The organism is Paenibacillus sp. NRS-1781 (assembly GCF_050467745.1).
In the GTDB taxonomy this organism is placed as follows: domain Bacteria; phylum Bacillota; class Bacilli; order Paenibacillales; family Paenibacillaceae; genus Paenibacillus; species Paenibacillus terrae_A.
Map to the genome: position 1 here is coordinate 16,559 of NZ_JBITPI010000061.1, position 23,943 is coordinate 40,501.

At 48.4% G+C, this 23,943-nt stretch carries 20 protein-coding genes; 11 read left to right on the plus strand and 9 right to left on the minus strand.

What is annotated here, in order from left to right; translation table 11 throughout:
• Window positions 1–215: 215 nt before the first annotated feature.
• Both udk and ACIFO6_RS20955 read right to left on the minus strand, forming a co-directional pair.
• Window positions 216–851 (minus strand): uridine kinase, encoded by a 636-nt coding sequence (gene udk / locus ACIFO6_RS20950; RefSeq protein ID WP_430043521.1) that lies wholly within the window; start codon window positions 849–851, stop codon window positions 216–218.
• Between the two features lie 72 nt (window positions 852–923).
• Window positions 924–1,448 (minus strand): ClbS/DfsB family four-helix bundle protein, encoded by a 525-nt coding sequence (locus ACIFO6_RS20955; RefSeq protein ID WP_430043522.1) that lies wholly within the window; start codon window positions 1,446–1,448, stop codon window positions 924–926.
• A gap of 335 nt (window positions 1,449–1,783) precedes the next feature.
• Between ACIFO6_RS20955 and ACIFO6_RS20960 the strand changes: the two genes are divergently transcribed.
• The gene (locus tag ACIFO6_RS20960) at window positions 1,784–3,877 is read left to right on the plus strand and encodes a family 16 glycoside hydrolase (protein ID WP_430043524.1); all 2,094 of its coding nucleotides are present in this window, start codon (window positions 1,784–1,786) and stop codon (window positions 3,875–3,877) included.
• A gap of 105 nt (window positions 3,878–3,982) precedes the next feature.
• Here ACIFO6_RS20960 and ACIFO6_RS20965 read toward each other — a convergent pair whose 3' ends face one another.
• From ACIFO6_RS20965 to ACIFO6_RS20975, 3 genes are all read right to left on the minus strand, one after another.
• Complete coding sequence (locus tag ACIFO6_RS20965; protein WP_430043527.1) at window positions 3,983–4,327, minus strand: hypothetical protein; 345 nt, start codon at window positions 4,325–4,327, stop codon at window positions 3,983–3,985.
• A 101-nt stretch (window positions 4,328–4,428) separates the two neighbouring features.
• The gene (locus ACIFO6_RS20970) at window positions 4,429–7,437 is read right to left on the minus strand and encodes a DEAD/DEAH box helicase (RefSeq protein ID WP_430043528.1); all 3,009 of its coding nucleotides are present in this window, start codon (window positions 7,435–7,437) and stop codon (window positions 4,429–4,431) included.
• On the minus strand, window positions 7,434–9,110 hold the full coding sequence (locus ACIFO6_RS20975) for an SWIM zinc finger family protein (RefSeq protein ID WP_430043530.1): 1,677 nt from the start codon (window positions 9,108–9,110) through the stop codon (window positions 7,434–7,436). The genes ACIFO6_RS20970 and ACIFO6_RS20975 overlap by 4 nt, the downstream gene beginning before the upstream one ends.
• Before the next feature lie 178 nt (window positions 9,111–9,288).
• Here ACIFO6_RS20975 and ACIFO6_RS20980 point away from each other — a divergent pair, with 178 nt between their 5' ends.
• Both ACIFO6_RS20980 and ACIFO6_RS20985 read left to right on the plus strand, forming a co-directional pair.
• The gene (locus tag ACIFO6_RS20980) at window positions 9,289–9,414 is read left to right on the plus strand and encodes a hypothetical protein (RefSeq protein ID WP_430043533.1); all 126 of its coding nucleotides are present in this window, start codon (window positions 9,289–9,291) and stop codon (window positions 9,412–9,414) included.
• Between the two features lie 130 nt (window positions 9,415–9,544).
• Entirely contained in the window at window positions 9,545–10,366 is an 822-nt protein-coding gene (locus tag ACIFO6_RS20985) for an endonuclease/exonuclease/phosphatase family protein (protein WP_430043534.1), read from the plus strand.
• A gap of 27 nt (window positions 10,367–10,393) precedes the next feature.
• Here the strand turns inward: ACIFO6_RS20985 and ACIFO6_RS20990 are convergent, their stop codons facing one another.
• From ACIFO6_RS20990 to ACIFO6_RS21005, 4 genes are all read right to left on the minus strand, one after another.
• Entirely contained in the window at window positions 10,394–11,593 is a 1,200-nt protein-coding gene (locus ACIFO6_RS20990; RefSeq protein WP_430043536.1) for an MFS transporter, read from the minus strand.
• A 135-nt stretch (window positions 11,594–11,728) separates the two neighbouring features.
• A complete protein-coding gene (locus ACIFO6_RS20995) occupies window positions 11,729–12,226 on the minus strand; it encodes a DinB family protein (RefSeq protein ID WP_430043538.1) in 498 nt (165 codons plus the stop codon).
• Window positions 12,227–12,246: 20 nt separating this feature from the next.
• Complete coding sequence (locus tag ACIFO6_RS21000; protein ID WP_430043539.1) at window positions 12,247–13,176, minus strand: response regulator; 930 nt, start codon at window positions 13,174–13,176, stop codon at window positions 12,247–12,249.
• Window positions 13,177–13,181: 5 nt separating this feature from the next.
• On the minus strand, window positions 13,182–14,483 hold the full coding sequence (locus tag ACIFO6_RS21005; protein ID WP_430043541.1) for a sensor histidine kinase: 1,302 nt from the start codon (window positions 14,481–14,483) through the stop codon (window positions 13,182–13,184).
• 209 nt (window positions 14,484–14,692) lie between these two features.
• Between ACIFO6_RS21005 and ACIFO6_RS21010 the strand changes: the two genes are divergently transcribed.
• The 8 genes from ACIFO6_RS21010 (at window position 14,693) to ACIFO6_RS21045 (ending at window position 23,934) form a co-directional block, all read left to right on the plus strand.
• Entirely contained in the window at window positions 14,693–15,946 is a 1,254-nt protein-coding gene (locus ACIFO6_RS21010) for a cation:dicarboxylate symporter family transporter (RefSeq protein WP_430043542.1), read from the plus strand.
• Window positions 15,947–16,205: 259 nt separating this feature from the next.
• Window positions 16,206–17,717, plus strand: coding sequence for a methyl-accepting chemotaxis protein (locus tag ACIFO6_RS21015; RefSeq protein WP_430043545.1), 1,512 nt, complete (start codon window positions 16,206–16,208; stop codon window positions 17,715–17,717).
• A gap of 144 nt (window positions 17,718–17,861) precedes the next feature.
• Window positions 17,862–18,224, plus strand: a complete 363-nt coding sequence (locus tag ACIFO6_RS21020; RefSeq protein WP_430043546.1) for a DUF1304 domain-containing protein — start codon at window positions 17,862–17,864, stop codon at window positions 18,222–18,224.
• A gap of 158 nt (window positions 18,225–18,382) precedes the next feature.
• Window positions 18,383–20,002, plus strand: coding sequence for an ABC transporter substrate-binding protein (locus ACIFO6_RS21025; RefSeq protein WP_430043548.1), 1,620 nt, complete (start codon window positions 18,383–18,385; stop codon window positions 20,000–20,002).
• Between the two features lie 73 nt (window positions 20,003–20,075).
• Complete coding sequence (locus ACIFO6_RS21030; RefSeq protein ID WP_430043550.1) at window positions 20,076–21,026, plus strand: ABC transporter permease; 951 nt, start codon at window positions 20,076–20,078, stop codon at window positions 21,024–21,026.
• A gap of 4 nt (window positions 21,027–21,030) precedes the next feature.
• The gene (locus tag ACIFO6_RS21035) at window positions 21,031–21,876 is read left to right on the plus strand and encodes an ABC transporter permease (RefSeq protein WP_430043552.1); all 846 of its coding nucleotides are present in this window, start codon (window positions 21,031–21,033) and stop codon (window positions 21,874–21,876) included.
• 65 nt (window positions 21,877–21,941) lie between these two features.
• The gene (locus tag ACIFO6_RS21040; protein ID WP_430043554.1) at window positions 21,942–22,970 is read left to right on the plus strand and encodes an ABC transporter ATP-binding protein; all 1,029 of its coding nucleotides are present in this window, start codon (window positions 21,942–21,944) and stop codon (window positions 22,968–22,970) included.
• Window positions 22,951–23,934 carry an ABC transporter ATP-binding protein gene (locus ACIFO6_RS21045; protein ID WP_430043556.1) on the plus strand — a complete coding sequence of 328 codons (984 nt, stop codon included), beginning with the start codon at window positions 22,951–22,953 and terminating at the stop codon, window positions 23,932–23,934. Before ACIFO6_RS21040 ends, ACIFO6_RS21045 begins: the two co-directional genes overlap by 20 nt.
• The last annotated feature ends 9 nt before the right edge of the window (window positions 23,935–23,943 follow it).

A 23,943-nucleotide genomic window follows, 5' to 3' on the forward strand; every position in this document is an offset into this window, starting at 1 on the left:
CTGTGCGTAGAAAGAGACACAGTTTTGTCAGGGCAATAAAAAATACCATGCATAATGCTGAACGTAGGAGCTGCTTTTAATCTACGGGTTTAAAATAAAACAGCACGTTCACCGTATCTAGGCGGCAAGACGTGCTGGTAAGTCGTTTGTATTAAAGATCCCATTCATCGTTTGGAAGTGATAGTAAACTTCCTCCAAAGAGCGCTTTCTCCCTTTTATACAGTTCCCCACGTCCGATCTCCTGCTAAATATTTTTCAGTCAAAACAGACAGCAGCTGAATGCCAACCTCATTGTGGCCTCCCTCAGGAAGGATCAGGTCCGCGTATTTCTTGGAGGGCTCAATAAATGCTTCATGCATAGGCTTGACCGTGCTCAAATAGTGATCGTGGATCGACTGAATGGTGCGGCCGCGCTCCTCAATATCCCGAAGTACCCGGCGAAGTATACGAACATCCGGGTCGGTGTCGACAAATACCTTGATGTCGAGCAGTTGACGAAGCTTTTCGTCAGATAGTACGTGCAGTCCTTCCAGCATGACAATATGATTCGGCAGAAGCTCTACCGTCTCGTCTGTAGAACGCGCATGGACCGTGAAGTCATACACTGGCGCGTGGGTCGCTTGTCCTTCCTTCAGACAATGAAGATGCTCAATAAGCAATTCGTTGTCAAAGGCAAACGGATGATCATAATTGACCAAAGCACGTTCATCATAACTCAGATGTGAATGGTCTTTATAGTAGTTATCCTGAGATATGAAAGTCACTTTGTTTGATCCCAGACGTTCAACGACAGCGCGTGCTACCGTTGATTTACCGGAACCCGTACCGCCGGCAATACCAATAATAAGCATGGCGTTTCACTTACCCTTCCCTGAATATATCCCGATACAACTCAAGTATTGTAGCACAACATGCACTTTTTTTCATCCATGCAGAGCATTGTATTTCTCCCATTTTCGTATCTTGGCTCTGAATGTTTTAAACGGTGCCACTGAGTTGATGTGAATCCATCTAGCCATGGGCCAGTTCGGATTACTGCCTGTCCACTTGTGAACGCCCTGCGTAAAGAGTTCTTCATGACTTAGCGTGTCAATCCAATCCAGCCACTCTTGCTCTGTCAGCTTGAATAGTTGGCGTAATTCAAGTAAAGAGTGGTGGGTGTAGGTTTTGTAAAAGGATTGGTAAAGCTCGCCTAGCCTATTCCATTTATAATTTGGTGCAGGCATGATGACGGGTTTTCCTTCCTTTTCGCCCTTGTCCCATGACATGACAAGATGAAGCCATCCAAGCTGGTAGGCAATGATTTCTGCGGGGGTTTTGTCTACTTCGGAGATACGGATATCCTTTTGCTTCTCGTCAACCTCCTTGTATTCACTATCTAACAGTAAGTAGGAGGCATGAATCGCCTCTTTTAACTCGGTTTTGGAAGCGTAGTGGTAGCTGGGCATCTAATCACTCCTATAGATTCTATTCTTTCTATTCATTATATCCGTCTCTTTATATGTACCACATTAAACATGACAACCTTATGTCTTATTCAAAAAAATACTTTTTGTGGTTTTATGAAAGGCTATTTGGTATATTCGCGAAAAGGGATGCAAAATTAATAGAGAATTTAAACCAAAAGATAAGTAATTCGACATATTTTAATGTTATTTTATAAGTCTATAATTATTAGTGTATTGCGCTAATGTATATGGTTTGGAAAGGCCTTGTAGCACAAACAGCTGTACAGTTATGTCGGTGGGTTTTTATCAATTTATCTAAAAAAGGAGACTGTTACATGAAGTCGAGTTTGTTGAAAAAATGTGCAAGTGTAATGTTGAGCAGCACGATGGTTCTGTCTTTATCGTTACCGTTACTAGGTCATGCGTATGCGGATGGGAATTTACAGGTAAGTGATGATTTTGAACAAGGGGAAGCTCAAGGCTGGACAGCAGGTTCAGGGAACTGGTCTGTTGTCGCGGACGGGAATGGCTCTACATACCAGCAATCTAGTCGAAGCGAAAGCCATTCTGTTAAAGGTAATGCATCATGGACGAACTATAGCGTACAAGCAGATGTATATGTAGATGATTTTAATGGCTCCAATCGGGTATATGTTGCAGGCAGATACACAGATTCCAACAACTTTTATGCTGCATCTTTGTACAACAAGAAGGGTGGAGCACTTGAAATTCGCAAAAAGGTAAACGGTTCTATGAAGACACTGGCTACCAATAACAAATACAAACTGGATACCAATACCTGGTACAAAGTGAAGCTGGAGCTGTCCGGTTCGGACATTAAGATGTATGTCAATGATCAGCTGGAGCTGACCGCAACAGATTCCAGCCTTGCTTCCGGAGCCATTGGTTTGGTAACCTCCAAGGCGGTTGCCCAGTTCGATAATGTTATCGTATCCGGCGCTTCAACTGAAGCAGATCCAGGTACAACACCTGGGAATCCAACACCAGGTACAGATAAACCAACTCCTGGGGTAGATAAAAACGCAACCTCAAATATTAACTATAATCTGGCCGGTTTCTCCTATGGTAATACAGGTGGCGGGGAAATTAAGGAAACCGATGCCAACTACAAAAAGGTTTACAACGCTGTAGATCTCAACGAGGCACTTAAAAAAGGTACTAAAGTCAAAGTTATTGAGATCATGAATGATCTTGATTTGGGATGGAACGAAATGCCTAATGCTGCCAAGGTCATGCCTTTTAGTGCCAACAACCCTGTGCTGACAAATCCTGTTCTGAAGAAAACAGGTGTGAGCAAAATCTATATAGAAAACTTGAATGGAATCACGATTTTCTCGGCAAATGGCGCTAAAATTAAACATGCTGGCATTGTTATCAAAAGAAGCTCTAATTTGATTTTCCGTAACCTCGAATTTGACGAGCTTTGGGAGTGGGACGAAGCAACCAAAGGGAATTATGACAAGAATGACTGGGATTATATCACGGTTGAAGGCCAAAGCTCCAAAGTATGGATTGACCATTGTACATTCAACAAAGCATATGATGGCTTGGTAGATGTGAAAAAAGGCAGTAACGGAGTTACCATTTCCTGGTCCTTGTTCAAAGGAGATGACCGCAGCTCCAACAGCTGGGTGACCCAACAGGTTAACGCTATGGAAGCAGACAAAGCTTCCTACCCGATGTACGCTTACTTGAGAAGCAGTGCAGTTGGCATGAGTAAAGAAGATATCATTGATATCGCAGCAGGACAAAAGAAAGCGCATCTGGTCGGTGCTACTGAGATGGCCGCTGATAATGCAGATTTGGCAGTAACATTGCACCATAACTACTACAAGGATATTCAAGACCGTATGCCTCGTTTGCGTGCTGGTAATGCCCATGCCTATAACATTGTTATGGACGATGCCGGATTGGTTGGAGCCAAGAAGAGAATTACTTCTGACATGGCTAAAGCAATCGCTGCTAAAGGATACCATTTTGACGTCGTGGGTAATGGCGCGATTTCAACTGAAAATGGCGCGGTATTGCTTGAAAAATCATATTTAATTGATGTATTTTCTCCAGTTCGTAATAATCAAAAGGACCCTAAAAAAGATAACTACACAGGTAAAATCAAAGCAGAAGACGTTATCTTCTCTGACAACGGTAAAGTATTCAGAGGGGGCAGCGAAGATGCGAATAGTCCGTTAGCTCCTTATCCTGTAAAAGGCAAGAGCTTCTCATGGAATGGATTCACAACGTTGCCATACAGCTACACAGCCCAAGATCCTGCAAACCTGGTTGCACAATTGACAGCCAAGGACGGGGCAGGTGCAGGCAAGCTGAACTGGTCGAGTGAAAACTGGCTTAAAACAGCATACAAGGCAGTCGCTTCGAAGGCTACACAAACGGTGGAAGATTCCGAATAAGCATATTGGAAAAATAGCATTGGAATAAGAAGCAGCCAGGACAGAAATACTCTGTTCCTGGCTGCTTCTTTTCGTATACATTTTCACGATGCGTTCGGCAAATACTTAACCAATAACGACATACGAGGACACACCAGCAGGTACCGATCTGACCCGGAACAGCGTTCCGTCGTCTCTAAAGGTACGCAGAATATAAGGATGGTTCGTAGGTGTACGCACTTTGTCGAATCGGACTGTGCCGAAACTGTCGAAATTGGCAGCTTGCACAAAGCTTTCATCTGTACGGCGGAGGACTGCAAAAAATCCCGTTGTAATAAAAGGTACTCCATCATTACGAGCCCAGATGACCGTAAACCGGCTAAAGGTTTGCGTAGGACTCACATTACGATATCTCGTAGCAGGAACTTTTCTGCCCGTAGACTTCAAGGTTTGAGGAGGACGAATGGCCACTACCTATCAACTCCTTTGTTGTGATGTGATAGTAGATGCACACAAAGGAGTTTCGGACCGTGCTATAATCTACTTCTCCAAAAATAGGTTTATAGACCTCATCACGCCCAGTCGCGACGTAGTGTAAAGAGTTCTTTTAACGCATCTGTCGACAGCTCGGTGATCCAGCCCTCGGTGCTGGAAATGATTTGATCACTAAGCTGCTGCTTGCTCTCCAGCATTTCATCAATGCGTTCCTCCAGAGTTCCAAGGGAGATGAACTTGTGCACCTGTACGTCCTTCGTTTGTCCCATCCGGTAGGCGCGGTCTGTGGCCTGATTTTCAACAGCCGGATTCCACCAGCGGTCAAAGTGAAAGACGTGGTTGGCAGCTGTCAGATTTAGGCCCACGCCCCCGGCCTTGAGCGACAAAATAAATACGGACGGCTGCTCGTCTGGTGGTAGTGTGTGAGACTGGAACTGATCAATCATCCGGTCACGGGCGGTTTTGGACGTGCTACCGTTGAGGTAGAGCACCGGCTCTTGCAGCTCTTGAGCGAGCACCTGCTGGAGCATACGTCCCATGCCAATATACTGCGTAAAAATAAGGCAGCGCTCGCCTTCCTCCCGCAGCTCCTTGACCATGGCCAAAATACGCTCCAGCTTGGATGAACGGCTGATCACTGCTTCGAAATCGGGCTGACTATAGCCGGAAGCCGTGGCATCCGGGGCCGCCACCTTGGTTAAGAGCGCAGGATGGTCACAAAGCTGCTTCAACTGGGTAAGGGTAGATAATATAGCACCTTTTCGCTCAATCCCCTCCAGCTTCTGCATCCGTTCCATCAGTTCTTTAACAATTTGGTCATAGAGCGCTCCCTGCTCGGAGGTGAGGTGAATATACGTTTTCATCTCATTTTTCTCGGGCAAATCAAGCTGTATGGCCGGGTCTTTCTTCTTGCGTCGCAGCATGAAGGGCTGAACCAGCTTTTGCAGGTCTATCGTTCGTTGTTCGTTATGTTCCTTCTCGATAGCATTGATGAACCGATTGCTGAAGGAGCGTGCGCTGCCCAGATAACCGGGATTGATAAAATCATAAATCGACCATAGCTCGGATAGCCGATTTTCAATAGGCGTCCCGGTCAGTGCTATTCGATGCCGGGCAGGGAAGCTGCGAACGGCAGTAGATTGCTTGGTTTGCGCATTTTTAATGTTTTGCGCTTCATCCAGGCAAACCGAGTCCCAGGTTATGCTTTGCAGCAGCTCTTGATCCAGAGTTGCTGTTGCAAAGGAGGTCAGGATGACATCGGCATGCTCGACTTCTTCGCGGAACAAGTCTCCCTGATCCCGCTTGCTTCCATAGTGGAGCATGACCTTCAATGAAGGGGCGAATCGGCTAAGTTCCTTCTGCCAGTTGCCCAGTACCGAAGTCGGACAGATCAGCAGCGAGCTGGAGCGGACGCTCGTCTCTGCGGCGATATCCTGTAGATGCAGCAGATAGGCAATAAACTGCACCGTTTTGCCAAGCCCCATATCGTCGGCAAGGCAGGCGCCCAGTCCAAAGCGCCGTAAAAAGGCAAGCCACGCGTATCCGTCCTGCTGATACGTCCGCAGCTCGGCTTGAAGTCTGTCCGACACCTCCAGTGCGGGCCATTCCGACTGCCGCCCAAGCTGACTGATCAGCTTCAGCAGGTGCCCGTTCAGCTCGACCTCCAGCCGGAAGCGTGCCGCATCCTCCGGCTGTTCTCCCGTAGCGTCGCTTTCAGTCTCATCAGCGTTGCCGAGCAGGTGTAGCTGTAGGATGTCCTGAAAGGACAATCCCTGAGTGCTGTCGATCCCGGCCATGGCCCGGCGGATTTGCGCCAGCAGCGCGGGATCGAGCGCGATCCATTGCCCGCGGAAGCGCACCAGCCGCTCGTTGCGGGCCACCAACTCGGCGAACTCGGACTCGCTCAGATCGGCATCGCCAATGGCAACACGCCAGTCGAACTGGACAATCGAGTCCAGTCCGAACAGCGAGCTGCCCTTCGTGCGCTCGCCCCCGCCTTCGCCGGGGCGAACCTTGGCCCGCAGCTTCGGCTTCTTGCGGGTGGCTGCTTCCCACCAAGCGGGCAGCAGCACCTGCCAACCGCCTTCCAGCAAGCGATGGCTGTCGGTCGTCAGGAATTGCCACGCCGCCTCGTCGGAGAGCGGGCGATCCAGCACGTCATCGCGGCTGCCTGTGCGCTGCCCGGCGGGCAAAATCGCGGTCAAGCGCTCCAGCCACCCGGCTGAGCGCTCACGCACATGGGCCGTCCACGCATCAGGCCACGGGCCGGACGCATGCCCATCATCGGCGAGCTGTGCAGGCACCAGCAGCGCCGGGTCCTGCTTGTCCTGCAACACAAGCTTGAGCCGCCACGACGACTCGTCGTTCTCTGGCTCTGGCTCCAGCAGTTGCAGGAGCGGGCGGAAGGGCGCGGTATCGGCCTTCCAGCCGATAGCGATAAGCCATGCCCGCGCATCCAGACCTGCCGCGGCCGGGCGGTTGTGTGCGAAGAGAATTGGATATTCTCTTCGCACATCGGCGGCTTCCGCCTCGGTGCCGTACCAGCGTTGAAACACGGCGGCCGAGAACGCCGCTTCCAGCCCTTCGCGCTCGTTCTTTTCCAGGCTGTCAAGGAGAGCAAGCTCTGCCAGCTTGGTGCTTTCCAGCGTTTCCCCCGATTCTAACGCCTCGCGCGCCTCCGCCGCCTCCAGTACTTCCGCATCCCAAATCCATTGCAGCTTCCCTGTCTGAAATGCTGTGAGGCTGGGCGCGTAGGCTTTCGCTTCAATGCAATGGGCAAGTAGAGGGATCAGCCGAAGCCACGGGGCATTGTCCTCGTCCCAGATCCATTCGATATGCTCCAGCAATTTGCGCTCCGTCAGAAAGGGAATCACCTGCTCCGAGGGGAGGAGGATAATATCCGTGCCCTGAATGTGTTGAATCTCCAGATCGGTGCCATAAAAAGAAGCCTCATGCCAAGCAAATAAACGCTGCTTCAGGATTTGGCCGGAAATGCTGTAGTTCATAGACGAATCGCCATAAATAAGCGCGTCTCCATAGGTGGTTAACTGGATGTGTATCGTAATCGTCTCTGTATATTGGCTCATGATAACAATTTCCCTTTCCGCAATTCCTCCTGTAGCGCCCTCAGGCGGCTATGGCGGCTGGTGAAGGTCGTGAAGAACAGCTCCCAGCGCGGCTCTTGCTTCATTTTTTTGTATAGCTTGAACAGCCGCTTCAACAGCTTGACCGCTGCTTTATAGCTGGATCTGTTTTTTTCCAGCACATATCGTTCCACCGCCTGATGGTAGAAGGGCAGCAGCAGCTCCGGTGCGTTCTTTTCAATGGGCTGCAATACACTCACCCGAAAACTCAAAGGCTCGCTGCGTATACTTAACTGGTAGTCGATCCATTGCCGCCATTTGTCGTGGGCAAGCAGTGCTTCTTCATACATTCCCCCGGCAAAAGGAAGCATTCCGACCAGTGTATCCCACATTTCCTGCTCTGCTTCTGGAAGATGCTGCAAAACCGTATCCCAATCGTTCATATAATCGTGCAAATGATCGTCCCGATGGCTGTGGAGTAAGGGGCCGATATGCTGTAGTCCGTCCTTGAGGCGCGACCATTCCTCGGCTTCACGTAAGGCATGTAAGAACAAAAGCAGTTGGCTGGAAGAGATTTTTAGCGGAAAAGCCTTTTCGGCCTCCTCAAGCAGTGACCAGGCTTGATCATCCTGCGACTGGTAAAAATACATCCAGCTTTGGGCCAGCATCCAGGGAAGCCGGGCCAAAGCTGTGCCAAGCTCATCCTCAGCCGCCTGTAAATGCTGTAATTCCTCCGCATATATGCTGGAAGTGGAATCTTTCTGCTGGGGACGCATCCAATTTAGCCAAAATCGGTAGTACGCGTCTGAAAAATAAGTGCCGTTACGCGATTCTGTCAGCATTTTTCGGCGTAAATAGGCCAAGGTCTCTGCGATGCGTGCTTCTTGCATCGGTTCATTGGTTAGGACAGGTGTTAGGACAAGCTGGCTCTCAAAATCACGCTCGATCGCTTCTTTAAGCTCATCGGCGGCGATTTGCGTGTAATATCCCATATAGGAATGGGTGGGATAGCCTGACATAGGTGACTGAGGCACCAGCTTTTCCAGCACACGCAGATGAGCGTGCAATTCATACAACTGTTCCATGCCGGGTGAAAGCGGCGGCTTCAAGGCATATATTGAGGCCAGCGCGCTTTGGGCATATTGGGAGTTTTGCGTATTCATGTGGATAAGGGCGATGCACTGATCGAACAGGTCATGCCATTCCGAGATAGGCATATCCGCTATGCGGCTTGCTGTTTTACTGATCGTGTTCCTGGCAGCCTGCTTGCGATCCGGTGAAGGAGTGGACCGGGAAGCAGGCGCGGTGGTACGCACGTCAGATTTGGTAGCCAACCGGGTGAAGCTCGCTGAATGGGCGTTCACCAACGCATGTACGGAACGCTCCTGCACATTCGCATAATTCAGCAGTGTGGCGATCATGTGCTTGCAGTTCTTATGAACCGGACATGTACATCGGCTGGCAGCAAAAGCGCTCAAGTGCAGATCCACCTCGTAAAGATCGCTTCCATCTACGACAGCCGCGATATGGTCGGCGTCAGGGATTGTAAATTCTTTTACCTTTCCTTGCTTGAAATATTGAAAGCCGCGTTTAATCGTCACGTCATTAAAATGGTCAGCTACGTTTTGGATAAGCTGCTGCCACTGTATATCATCCATAAGATAGGTTGGTTTCATATGCATTAGTCTCCTAAGAGAGAATAGTCAATCTGATGACAGCTTAACTCTTCCATTATATCAGTTTAGGAACGAGTATTTGCATTAATCCAGAGGGCAGTTTTTATTCGGTAATATAATAGATCGGAATGATTCTGTCCGTATATATATTGTACCTGAGAGCGAATGGAAACGAATAATGCAAAATGCTGGGAGGGTAAACGACAACAAACGTGACGCGCTCCAGTGGCTGCGTGAGGAAGCGGGAATCTCGTATGGATGGCAGAAAAATAAATTCGAGATGGTGTATAATAATGTCGAGTAACATTATAAAATATCGAGTTATATATATGATGTTCTTCTCAAAATAGGGGAGGCGTAGATTATGTCTACACTAGATTTATGCTATTCTTGCTCAAATCAGATATACAAGACATACTCAACAGGTGATTACTTTGAAATTGTTAACCTTAAATGTACATGCTTGGATGGAAGAAAATCAGCTTGAAAAGCTAAAACAACTGGCTGCTTTTATTCATGAGCAGCAGTTCGACGTCATTGCTTTGCAGGAAGTGAATCAGTCCATGGACGAGGCTCCTTTATCGCCGGACGATTTGGATACTTATTATAGCGCTGATCCTGAGGTAATCATTAAGCGTGATCATTACGCTTATGTTCTGAACGGGTTATTATCCGATACCTATTATTGGACGTGGGCCCCCGCACATATTGGCTTTGCCAAATACGATGAGGGCTTGGCGATTTTGTCCAAAACACCGATTACAGACACGGTGAACGAATATGTTTCCTCGCTACGGGACTATGACAACTACCGATCCCGCAAAATTGTGGGCGTGCAAGCAGTGGTAGATGGAGTATCGGCATGGTTTGTGAGCGGGCACTACAACTGGTGGAACGATGAGGAATCCTTCCGTGGACTATGGGACCGTACAACAGAGGTATTGAACCCTTTTGCAGCGGCACCTGTTTTTATGATGGGTGATTTCAACAATGCGGCTGAAGTGCGCGGGGAAGGGTATGACTATGTGCTGCAATCCGGCTGGTCGGACACTTATTCAAATGCAGCGGTACGTGATGAAGGCCACACGGTCATCAAAGCCATCGCAGGCTGGGAAAGTAATGCCAAACCGCTGCGGATTGACTATGTTTTTTCCAACAAACTCGTACAGGTTCAGTCTTCAACCGTCGTGCTGAACGGAACAATGGGATCAGTCGTATCCGATCATTTCGGGGTTGCCGTTGAATTGGAGCTGTAATTATAGGTCAAGGAACAGGCTGCCTGCTTATGCAAGTGGCCTTTTTCTTGAGGATTTCGACTTTAACCGAATGAAGTATTGGATAACAATAGCCATAAGCACCAAAAGCATATTGTAATAAAAAGGGGCATTTATGTTAAAACGTTCAATGAGTACGCCTGCGATGATTGGAGATACAATGGCCCCTAATTCCGAAAATGATACGACGTTGCCGATAAATGAACTTCTATTTTCCTCAGGAATGACATCCCCCAGTTGGGAGTAAAAAGAATCCAGATAGCTGGCTCCGCCAATGCCTCCGATGAACATCCCCAAGTATACAATCCATGGTTCCTTGAACCACAGAAACAAGGCTATTTCCACCATGATCAGCAACAGGCCGATAATACTGAGGATTAAGCGATCTTTGAGCAGATCGGAAACTTTGCCAATAAAGGGTGCTGATACAAACGTCGATACCCCGATGATGGTAAAAGCCAGGCTGATTTCTACAGGGCTCCAATGGAGCTTGTAGGTTGCATACACAGAGAAGTACGTTAAAAATATGGCGAATGCACTCATTTCAAGGAAGTGAACGGTGGAATAGAGCAGTAGCTGTTTCGTTAGCGTGGTTTTTCTTTTCGAATCATGAAGGGGTTCTTGCTGCTGCTGAGGCAGAGAAGAGAGATGGGGGAATGTCATTCTGGAGACGGCGACGAAGGATATACAGGAAAAAATAGCGACGAAATAGAACGGGACAGCTAAAGTAAAATAGGAAACAATGATTCCACTCATGATAGGTCCCAAAATCGTACCTGCACCTTCGCTGCTACTGATATATCCATTGAGGATGCCTCTATTCTCCGTGGTACTGATCTGGTTGATGGTGACTCTTACAAAGACGGTTAATCCTATCGCCACCAAGCCTTGAAGGAGTCTAAGGATGGATAGAATGATGAAGCTTTCTGCAATCGGGAACAAGAGCATACAAATAATCTCAGCGAAGAGTAAGCTCAGCCCCAAGCGCTTTGCGCCAACCTTTTCATAAATTCGCCCTGCCAAGCCTCCACCCAGAAATCTTCCCACATAAAATAGAGAAAATAAAATACTCATGCTGAGTGCGGATATGCCGAACTGTTCTACATAAATAGCAAAGAGCGGGAGGATCATACTCCCGCTCATGTTAGCAATAAGACTAATGATAAGCATATAGACGATATTACGGTTTAAATATAGACGCCTCTTCATATCCTCGAAACCTCTCTTTGCTTATACATAATGGGGAACATTTGTTCTGATTGCTCCTGATTATGCATAGAGGGCTTCAACAAGGGGAGCGATTCTCCCTAGGATACGCAGGTGTACTCCTCGTTGTGCCTACATTTAAGCGGGAAAGCCCCCTCCAGGCGGCGGCCAAGCTCCATAAATACGGCGCAGCAGCACGATTTCGCCCAAATGATATGAGTTGTGGGAAGCGATATTCCGCAGCAATCCCGCTTTCGTTTCATCTGGGAAATGGGCCAGCGAATCATCCAGCTGCGCGGTTTCGGCAATCTTTACAGCCTGATCTAAGCCCTGCAAAAATTTCTTAATAACTGCCTGCCATGCTTCTTCACTTTGTGGTCCGTTTTCTTCGGGCCAGCTGTCCATCACATTGCCCGGAAGTTGGGGCTTCCGGCCCTCCAAATGCTCCAGCATAAATTGCTGCCAGTAGCTCATATGCTTCAACAGTTGATAAATGCTATAGGGCATTTCTGCATTTTTTTTACCTGCCAGTTCAGCGCCGATATCCGGCAAAGCCCGAGCCACTCGAATATGTCCACGTTCACCGACCAGCGATTTAACCAGTGCTTGACCGAATAATTGGTTTGCATCCGACATGTAAGATCATCCCTTCTTTTTTAATGTAGCAGCCTTTTGGCCTCCATATAGAACACCTGTACAAATTTTTTTGTATTGATCCGGGCTTGAGACAGCGAGGGCTCCACATTGTTTTGCAGCTCCAGCATTTTCTTGCGGATTTCTGTAAAATCAAAAAATTTAGACGCATAATTTTCAAATTTAGGGTGGGTATAATCCGTCAATCCGAGCGACACGATATGGCTCAGTGTCTGGAAAATAGCGCGACGGACGCGCTGCTCAGAGGCCTTGATTTCCTTGCTCAGCTCTGCCGCAGAAGCTGAGCTTCCCAGCCGTTTCAAGGCTACATTCGCGAAGATATCCTTCAGCGGCGGGAACAGATAGGGGGACAGGTTACCCGTTTCTTCCTCATACTGGTCCAGATATTCCAGCATGTCCAGCAAATCCATACTGCCCGCTTCGCCGATCATTCCCATTTCGGAGAGCAGAAACTGCCCGGAAGTTGTGATGCTTTTGGTCGGTTCTACTGTTGTCGATGGTCCTCTCGATGTGAACATCGATAGCCCCTGTAGCGTGCGCTGGATATCCGTGATCGATTGCTGCATACGCAAACGTTCGGACACCTTATGAATCACCGCAATAATCTCCAGCCGATTCAAGGGCTTGGCAATGTAGTATTCAATACCGAGAGAGTATGCCTCGCCGATCATGTTTTTGGATTCAATACGGGAAATCATAATGATTTTGCCGCTGAATTGATCACTGAGAGCACGCACCGTCTGAATGCCATCACGAATCGGCATCAGCAGATCAATGAGCAATACATCAATCCGGTTAAGCTCCAATAGATCGCTGTTCACATAGGAACCGTCCTCCGCTTCCCCGATAACCTCACCGAGACCTTCATCTTCAATAATGTCTGCCAGCATAGAGCGAATTCCCTGATCGTCATCTACAATATAAAAACGCATCCGGGCTATCTTCCTTTCTCCGTCAGTTTCCGTAAAGGCAATGTGACTGTAAAAGTGGTCCGTACCCTGTCAGTGTGTTCTTCTTCCTGTTGCAGCACAATCGTTCCTTCGAGGCTCTCCGCGACCTCGCGCACATAAAACAATCCCATGCCAGTCGAAGGCTGTCCTTCATCATCATACTTGGTTGTATACCCCGGTGTGAAGACCATTTCCCGTTTACGCGGAGGAATCCCCGGGCCGTTGTCCGTGACACTAAAGGTCACCGTGTCCATTTTTCCCGGTAGAAACCGAATGGAAACGTCAATTCTTCCGCTGTCCTTCATCGCTTCAACCGCATTAGCTGTGAGGTTATTAATGAGTGTCAAAACCGTATAAACATGCAATTTGGGCAGCAAAGGGTCAACATTCAAGGTGAAATGAATAGACTTGTCCAGCGCTTGTGCATATTTGTGGTTCGTTCGGACGATCAGCTCCCCAAGCTCCCGAGAAGGCATGTAATGCACTCCGCTTTCCGCATCAATCAGCTTGGACAACCCGGCATAAATCCGCTGACTGTCTTTTTTGATCTCATGAACCTGTCCGGAAATACGAAGCGCCTGTCTGGCGTAGCGGTCCCTGTCTTCCAAGGATTCAGCCTGCTGCAACTCCCGATACAGCTCGTAGCTTTCACGGGTGATTTGCTCTGTGTGCGACAGGGTTTTGCCAAGCTGCACAGACTCCTCATACAGATCCGATACCAGGAGTAGAATCCGCTCAGTCTGCTGTCTTTGGGCCTCTTCATGCTGAACGGACTGCTTCAGGCGAATGATATTATAGAACCCGAGCACGAAGAAGCTGCGGATCATGGCGATGAGCACCACCTTGCTCATCGCCATGATGTCCCAGAATTCCCCATCAATGCTCCGCCGGACGCTAAGTTCCGCCACGCTTGCCGCAACCTCTATACCCACGGAGAGGATGCCTACCCGGAGAGCGCGGTAAGGCTCGGCATTAATGTTAAGGACCTGAAAGAGCAGGCCGTAGACCATGTAATAGAAAAAGGTAGGCCCATGCAGGGTTACCAGCTCTTCGAAGGAAGGACCGAGAAGTGCGAAATAACTGAGTGATATGCGAAAGGCCACCACAGCTAAGCCAGTAAGCAGTCCCGATACAGCGGGCGGAATATGACGAATAGATAGCAGAAAGAAAAAAAATACGGGTGTGCCGAAGCTGAGACGAAATGTATTAGAGAACGGGTGAATATTTAGCTCGCCCGCCAACGGTACGAACACAAGCATAAGCAGGAAAAGGAGGATATTCAGCTTCATAATTATTCGCCTCCTGTGTATTCGATCAAAAAGGAAATGTGAGATAAATTCACAATCCAACAATAAAGTGGTGAATTTATTAAAAAAAACAAATGAAGGTGTAGATAATTGTCGGTTTTTATAGATCAGATTGTAGTATAAATAACACCATTTGAATATTAAGAACAGCATACTGAAAAAATATACAAATCGGCCAGGGGGGACACGAAGTGAAAAAGATTAATTTGACGATGCAAATCTTTATCGGACTGGCTTTAGGTATTATGATTGGTGCCTTATTTTACGGCAATTCAGGGGTGGAAGTCTACTTAAAGCCGATCGGCGATATTTTTATCCGGTTGATTAAGATGATTGTCGTGCCTATTGTGATCTCAACTCTCATTATCGGCGTAGCCGGCGTCGGAGATATGAAAAAATTGGGTAAACTCGGTGGAAAGTCTATTCTTTACTTTGAAATCGTAACCACGATTGCCATCCTTTTCGGGCTGCTCGTTGCCAATCTGGTTCGGCCCGGAGACGGCGTGGATATGTCTCATCTGACCAAGAGCGATATTCATAGCTATGTGGAGACAGCAGAAAAGACTGGTCACAGCTTTATGGATACGATTGTGCATATTGTGCCTACTAATATTATTCAATCGTTGGGCGAAGGGGATATGCTGGCCATTATCTTCTTCTCCGTATTGTTCGGACTAGGGGTGGCAGCGATTGGTGACAAGGGCAAGCCTGTATTGGGTTTCTTCGAAGGTGTAGCCGACGCCATGTTCTGGGTAACCAATCAGGTGATGCGCCTGGCTCCTTTTGGTGTATTCGCACTGATCGGAACAACAGTGGCCAAGTTTGGCCTGGCTTCATTGTGGCCGTTATTGAAACTTGTTTTGTCTATATACGGCTCCATGTTCCTATTCATTGTGATTGTTTTTGGAATTATCGCCAAGCTTTGCGGTACCCGTCTTTGGACCATGGTTAAAATTTTGAAAAGCGAGCTGCTGCTGTCGTACTCGACTGCCAGTTCGGAAAGTGTCCTCCCCAAGATCATGGAGAAGATGGAGAAGTTCGGTTGTCCTAAAGGGATTACTTCCTTCGTCATTCCGATTGGATATTCCTTTAATCTGGACGGTTCTACCTTGTATCAGGCACTGGCTGCGATTTTCATCGCCCAAATGTACGGCATTGACCTGCCAATCACTACACAAATCACGTTGGTACTGGTTCTGATTATTTCTTCCAAGGGCATTGCAGGCGTGCCGGGCGCTTCCTTTGTGGTTTTGCTCGCTACGCTGGGAGCAGTTAACCTTCCACTGGAAGGCTTGGCCTTTATCGCTGGTATTGACCGTATTCTGGATATGGCCCGTACAGTAGTAAATGTATTGGGCAACTCGCTTGCCGCCGTGGTCATGTCCAAATGGGAAGGCGAATACGATAAGGAAAAAGGCGAGGAATACGCAGCTTCTTTGAAATAAAATCGAATAAACCGAATATTTGCCGGAAAGAACACTTTTGCAGAGTAAGTGCGAGGGTGTTCTTTTCATTTCCACAACTGCTATACTTCTCCATTATTCGACATGTTTCGATATTTAATTTATGGAAATTTGGGCATAAGGTCTTAAAAAATGGTTCTTTTTACCTGATAAATTCAAATTTTATTTATAATGATTATTGATAATATTCCGATATAAAATATACTGTTTCAAACATTGGTTCAGAAGGGAAGATCATATCATGTTTTTCAAAAAAAACGAGGCTCATTCACTTACACCTTTAGTAGAAGAGAGCCGCAAATTGTCGCAAAAAATACAGCAGAAGGATTATTCTGCCGCAATGCAACTACCCTCTGCATCTTCTGAGGTTCAAGAAATCGCAAACAATGTCAACCAAGCGCTTGAATCCATCAAAAATGAGGCTCGACACACCGACATTCGTCTGAAGCTCGTCACCAAGGCGATTGAGGTCGGCTTATGGGATATGGAGGTCATTGCAGGTGATCCTGTGAATCCAAACAATACGTTCACATGGACAGATGAATTCCGCTCCATGTTGGGGTATCAGAGCGAAAAGGATTTCCCAAATGTATTGGATAGCTGGGCATCCCGGTTACATCCGGAGGATTATAACTGGGTATTGGCAGCGTTGGCTGATCATTTGCTGGATCATACAGGTAAGACTCCTTATGATATTCAGTATCGCTTAAAGCTGAAGCACGGTGAGTATCGTTGGTTCCGTGCCACGGGAACAACCATTCGTGATGAGCAGGGTATGCCGCTTCGTATTGCGGGGGCTTTATTGGATGTGCACAATCAGAAGATTAAGTCCGAGGAACTGGAAGCAATGGTTACAAGATATGATCTCATCAATCGTGTGTTGTTTGAGGCTCCATACGACATCATCCTGGTTGGCGGAGATGTAGAGAATCCAAATAGTGAATTTTGGTGGTCGCCACAATTTCGCAAAACGCTGGGTTTTAATGATGAAAAAGACTTTCCGAGTACGCTTAGCAGTTGGAGCTCACGTTTGCATCCAGATGACGTTGAAATAGCGTTTAAAGCGTTGAACGACCATTTGAGTGATTTTTCAGATCGCACTCCCTATGAAGTAACTTGCCGCTTGCAGAATAAAAATGGCGAATACCGCTGGTATTATAATAGTGGGGGAAGCATACGTGACAGTAAGGGAGTGCCCATTCGTATGGCAGGTACGATCCGTGATGTAACGTTGGAAAAACAAAAGCAATCCGTTGCGGACGAGCTTACGCTCAAAATAAAGTATCTTTCGGATTCCATCGCGGAAATGGTGAATGGTGTCAACTCGGTTAGTAATCAGGCGCAGGAGCTGGCTACGGCTCAAGAGCAATCGACTGAGGCCGCTAATCAGGCCAAAGTCAGCGCGGAAGAGACACAAAACATTTCTAACTTCATTAAAGAGATTGCCAATCAAACGAATCTGCTTGGGCTGAATGCGGCGATCGAGGCATCTCGTGCGGGTGAGCAGGGACGCGGCTTTGCCGTAGTTGCGGATGAAGTAAGGAAGCTTGCCATTCACAGTGCCGATGCGACCGGAAATATTGAGACCAGTCTGGACGAAATGAAGACGCTCATCGAGCGGATTTTGCATAACATCGGCAACATGTCTACGTTGACGCAGACACAGGCCGCGCTCACCCAGCAGGTGAATGCATCTACGGACGAGATTAACAGCATGTCCAAAGCATTGCTGGATTTTGCGAGAACCATGTAACTTACATTCTTCTAAGCGCTATGCAAGAATTAGACCGGGCTTAGTCTCGGTCTATTTACTTATTTTGGAAAATGGATTATAATCCTCAAGAGTGAATCCGAAAGTTACAACTTACAACGATTTGCGTGGAAAAGAGGAATACGCTTGAGCTTGATAAGTTCAATATTGGTGGGAATTGTTGCTCTGGAGCATGTGTATATTTTAATATTGGAAATGTTTTTGTGGACGACTCCACGGGCGATGCGCACGTTCGGCATTTCCGAGGAGCTGGCGGAAGTAACCAAGTCTATGGCGGCAAATCAGGGATTGTATAACGGCTTTTTGGCAGCTGGATTGGTGTGGGGCTTGTGCTACCCGGACGCTGTGATAGGCTGGAAAATTCAGCTGTTCTTTGTCATTTGCGTGGTAGTGGCTGCGGTGTATGGTGCATTGACGTCCAATAAGTCTATTTTATTGAAACAAGGATTACCCGCCATCCTGGCATTAACCAGCTTGCTGATCTTCTGAATGACACCCTAAACGGGTGTTTTTTTGCAAAATTCGATCACATAATGTCTGAATTTCTAATGACAAGGGGAATAGGTAGTTTTTGATTGATTGTAAATCCGATTATTCCGATTTATAATACTTTTATTACACACTTAGAGAACTCGGAGGCTAGAGACATGCGTCGTAATTGGACTGGAGTATTTGTATTGATCATATTAATGTTGGTGGTAAGTGCCTGCTCTGGCGGGAATTCCGGTTCTTCGTCTTCGACAAACGAAGGTGCAGCGAATACGAATGCTACAACAGCGGATAACGGGCAGCCCAAGGATGGCGGCAGTCTGATCATCGGTGTACAAGCCGATCCGGTGGTGCTGAACCCGAACTATGCAGGTGACCGAGTGAGTCTGACGATAGATCAGGCGATATTCGCACCTTTGTTTCAGGTGAACAATGGCAAGAAGACATTCTATCTGGCAGATAGCCTGACTCCCTCGGCAGACAAACTGACGTACACGCTGAAGCTGAAAAAGAATCTGACCTGGCATGATGGTCAAAAGCTGACGGCTGACGATGTGGTTTTCACGATTAATAAAATTTTGGATGAGAAGCAGCACAGCTTTTTGAGAAGTAATTTTATGATCAACGGCAAGCCGGTTCAGGTGAGCAAGGTTGATGATACAACGGTGGATTTCAAGCTTCCGCAGGCAGCTCCTGCTTTTGAAGCGGCGCTGGTACAGGTATCCCCGATTCCAAAGCATATTTTCGAGAACGAAGCAGATATTGAGAAAAGCACAAAAAACAACACTCCAGTCGGTTCCGGCCCGTTCAAGTTTAAAGAATACAAAACCGGCGAGTACGTGACACTGGAACGGTTCGATAACTATGTTGGTGGCAAGCCGCATCTGGACTCTGTGACGTACCGAATTGTGAAGGATTCGAATGCTGCGAGCTTGGCGCTCCAGAATGGCGAGATTAACGTCAACTATGTAGATCCGCAAAATGTGGATACAATGAAAGCCACCGGGAAGTTCGACATTTTCCCATACAGCGAAGGTCGCTTGGCTTACCTGATGTTTAATGAAAACAGCGACACCAAGCAGTTGAACAAAAAAGAAGTGCGCCAAGCGCTTTCATATGCGCTGAATCAGGATGAGCTGATTCAGGTATCTTATGGCTCCAAGGATTATGCGGATACTGCCAAATCTGTACTGACACAGGACGTGCTGTATCACACGAACGATGTTCCATTTTTCAATAATGATGTGAACAAGGCGAAAGAACTGCTGAAATCGGCTGGAGCTGAAGGACTGAAGCTGCGCATTATTATTCCGGGCGGTAATAAGGTGCAAGAGGCACAAGCGCTGTACATTCAGCAGAAGTTGAAGGATATCGGCGTTCAGTTGGATGTAAACAGCATGGATTCCTCGGCTTGGTCGCAAAAATTCGTCGATACGAATGCCAAGGACTTCGATCTGGCGATCAGCGGCTATATCATGGGTTATGACCCGGATGCGTACCGTATCTTGTACAGCACCGGATCTTCCTCCAACTATTCGCATTATTCCAACAAAGAAGTGGATAAACTGATGGAAGAAGGCGCAGCGGAGTCGGATACGACCAAACGTGGAGAAATCTACAAAAAGGTACAAGAGATTTTGGCTAATGATGCAGTTATCTACCCGATTGCTTATACCAAAACGATTGTAGCATTCGACAAGCAGTATGGCGGTATTGATCAGGCTGTGCTGAAACCGGTCGTGATTTTCGAAGATTTGTCCAAAATTTATCACAAATAAGACAGGGTTTTCAAAAAATAAGCTGGGAGAACCAGCTTATTTTTTTCGAGAACAGCAAGGGGAAGAGAAACGTATGAGACAACTCATCGCCAGAAGATTGCTGCAAGTTATACCGATGCTATTTTTTGTATCCATCGTCTGCTTCGGCTTGATCAAGCTGGCTCCAGGTGATCCGGTTCTCTCTTTTGTTACACCGAATATGCATCTGGAAGATATCGAACGTATGAGGCACAGCCTGGGGCTGGATCAGCCTGCTTATGTGCAGTACATGCTATGGCTCAAAAAATGCCTGACGGGTGATTTGGGATTTTCGCTCATAAATCACCAGCCTGTGCTGGATCAAATTCTGGATCGTCTCCCGGCTACCGCCGGATTAATGGGTGCATCCATTGTATTAGCTGTCCTGATTGCGATTCCACTCGGCTTGACGGCTGCGGCCAACCGGAACCGCTGGATCGACAAGCTGATTAACCTGATGTCGTACATCGGGATTTCTGTACCGCTGTTTTGGCTTGGTATTTTACTTATTTATCTGTTTGCTATTTATCTGCATTGGCTTCCAAGCACGGGAATGCGGACCATTGGAACAGACTCGGCGCTTGATGTGATCAAGCATGGGATTTTACCGTGTTTTGTACTGGCCTTCGGGTTTTTATCTGTGTATGTGAGGTATATCCGCTCCAGTACAATAACGCAGCTCAAGGAAGAATACGTGCAGATTCAATATGCATTCGGGTCTGGAAAACGACTGGTATTATTTCGGCATGTGCTCAAGCATGTGCTGTTGCCCATCATTACGCTGCTCGGTATGTCGGTTGCAGATCTGGTAGCCGGAGCCATCGTGACCGAGACGGTATTTTCTTGGCCGGGTATTGGCTCGCTGGGTATGACGGCGGTAAAAGGGATGGATTATCCCGTTATCATGGGCATTACACTGTTTTCCGCCCTGCTGCTGATCCTGGGCAATCTGCTAGCGGATATTTTATACAGCATCGCGGACCCGAGAATTAAATCAACGAGGTGAACTCATGAATCGGAGCAAATGGCGCAACATCGGGATCGAGCTGATGACGAGCAAAATGGGCGCCGCCGCCCTCATACTATTGATCGTATTCTCTCTGGGGGCAATCTTCGCCTTTTTGTCGCCGCAGGACCCGAACAAGCTGAACGTGCTGGAGCGACTCCAATCGCCGGGAGCGGCACACTGGTTTGGAACGGATGACTACGGCCGAGACTATTTTGCAAGGGCGCTGTACGGTGGTCGTGTATCTTTGCTGGTGGGCTTTGCGTCCATGATTATTGCAACCAGTATTGGCGTGATAGTAGGCATTGTGAGCGGCTATTTTGGCGGATGGATCGATAATTTGCTCATGCGGATTTTGGAGCTGATCATGTCGATTCCGTCTTTTTTGGTTATTTTGCTGTTGAGTGTGTTTTTGAAGCCGGGTGTTGGCAATATTATTGTCATTATCGCCCTGCTGATGTGGATGAATATTGCCCGGGTGGTTCGGGCAGAGACGATGACGCTGCGGGAACGGGAATATGTGCTGTATGCCAAAGCTTCGGGACAAAGCACATTCGGGATTATCCTGAAGCATATCGTTCCGAACCTGATTCCGGTGATTATCGTGGGGGCGACGAACAATATCGCCTCGGCGATTATGATGGAATCGTCACTGAGCTTCCTCGGCTTTGGTGTGCAACTGCCGAATGCTACGTGGGGAAGTATGCTGAATAATGCCCAAGGGTATATTGCACAGGCTCCATATATGGCCTTATTCCCTGGGCTGCTTATTTTACTGACCGTGCTGAGCTTTAATGTTTTGGGGGATGTGCTGCGTGTAGGCTTTGAACCCAAGCTGGTGAAACGATGATTCGCAACCAGCTACAAGAACCATTACCAATGGCTCCAGAAGCGACAGAAAGGAGCGACAATGCAATGACTGAACATCTGCTGTCTGTCGAACAGCTGGAGGTTTCCTTTTTCACTCGTGAGGGGGAGAATCAGGCGGTTCGAGGGGTTAGCTTTCATATTGATGCTGGAGAAACGGTAGGAATCGTAGGAGAATCCGGGAGCGGCAAAAGTGTTACAGCCAAAGCGATCATGTCCATGATTGCCCCGCCGGGCAAGCGGCTGAATGGTGATATTCGTTACCGGGGAGAAAGTCTGACGGCTCTGACGGAAAAGCAATGGCGCAAAATACGCGGGAACCAGATTGCGATGGTTTTTCAGGACCCGATGACCTCGCTGAACCCGGTCAAGAAGGTCGGTTATCATCTGGTGGAGGTGATACGCAGACACCGGGGACTGAGCAAGGAGGCGGCTACGAAAGCCGCAGTGGAGCTGCTGCGACAGGTGGGGATTACCGAGCCGGAGCGCCGGATGAATCAATACCCGCATCAATTCAGCGGGGGGATGCGTCAGCGGGTAATGATCGCGATGGCGCTCTCGTGCAGCCCGGAGCTGTTGATTGCTGACGAGCCGACCACAGCGCTGGATGTGACGATCCAGGCGCAAATTCTGGAGCTGCTCAAGACGTTGAAGCAGCAATCCGACATGGCGATAGCCCTGATCACCCATGATCTGGGTGTCGTCGCCCAGGTGTGCAGCCGTGTCATCGTGATGTACGGCGGCATGGTGATGGAGGAGGGGCGCGTGGACGATATTTTTTATCGTCCGACCCATCCGTATACGCAGGGCCTGCTGCGCTCTGTGCCGCAGCGCACGAACGGCTTCCGCGAGCGGCTGGTGCCGATCGAGGGCACGCCGCCGGACCTGCTGAACCCGCCGTCTGGCTGTCCGTTCATGGAACGGTGCCCGCACGCGTTTGCCCGCTGTACAGAGCGGCCACCGATGGTGGAGCTTCGCCCGGATCAGCGGGCGGCCTGCTGGCTGAACGAGCCGGACGCTGTACCTGCCGGAGTCAACGAGACGCCCGAAGCGGGCCATGCGGAAGGGAGGGTTTAACGTGAGTGAAGTGAGCAATGCAAGGGGCGAAAGTCAGCCCTTGGTGGAGGTACATCAGCTTAAGCAGCATTTTGTAACAGCCAGGGATCTGTTGGGGCGCAGCTCGGAGGTACTCAAGGCGGTGGACGGCGTGAGCTTCCAGATCAAGCGTGGTGAGACGTTCGGACTGGTCGGCGAGTCGGGCAGCGGTAAATCGACGGTTGGACGCTGCCTGACGCGGTTATACGATTATACGGAAGGCACGGTGCGCTTTGACGGTCAGGATATTTCCAAACTGAACGATAAGCAGCTCAAGCCGCTGCGTCGGCGCATTCAGAGCATTTTTCAGGACCCGTATTCCTCGCTTAACCCGGGCATGAACGTGCTTGACCTGATTGGCGAGCCGATGGACATTCACAGATTGCATCAGGGCAGTGAGCGTAAGGATGCCGTTGTGGCTTTACTTGAAAAGGTCGGACTGAAGCGTGAGCACTTGTACCGGTACTCGCATGAGTTCAGTGGCGGACAACGCCAGCGGATTTCTATCGCGCGTGCTTTGTCCGTGAATCCGGAGTTCATTGTCTGCGACGAGCCAATTTCGGCGCTGGACGTGTCTATTCAGGCACAGGTCATTAACACGCTGGAGGATCTCCAGCAGGAATTCGGGCTGACGTATCTGTTCATCGCCCATGATTTGTCGATGGTGCGGCATATTTCAGACCGGATTGGTGTGATGTACCATGGACGATTAGTGGAGGTAGCCGATGCAGATGAGCTGTATGAGCAGCCAGCCCATCCGTATACACAGGCGCTACTGTCCTCTATCCCGGTGCCTGATCCGAGAGCAGCCGGAGAGCGGGACGGTTTTGGGGCGGGATTTGCCCAACCAGACGGTTCTTTGGCATGGGATAAGGACGGCGAGAGTGCCACTGAGCTGCGGGAAATCAGCCCTGGCCATTATGTAGCGTACTCGGTTAACCGTTAGGTTAAGACT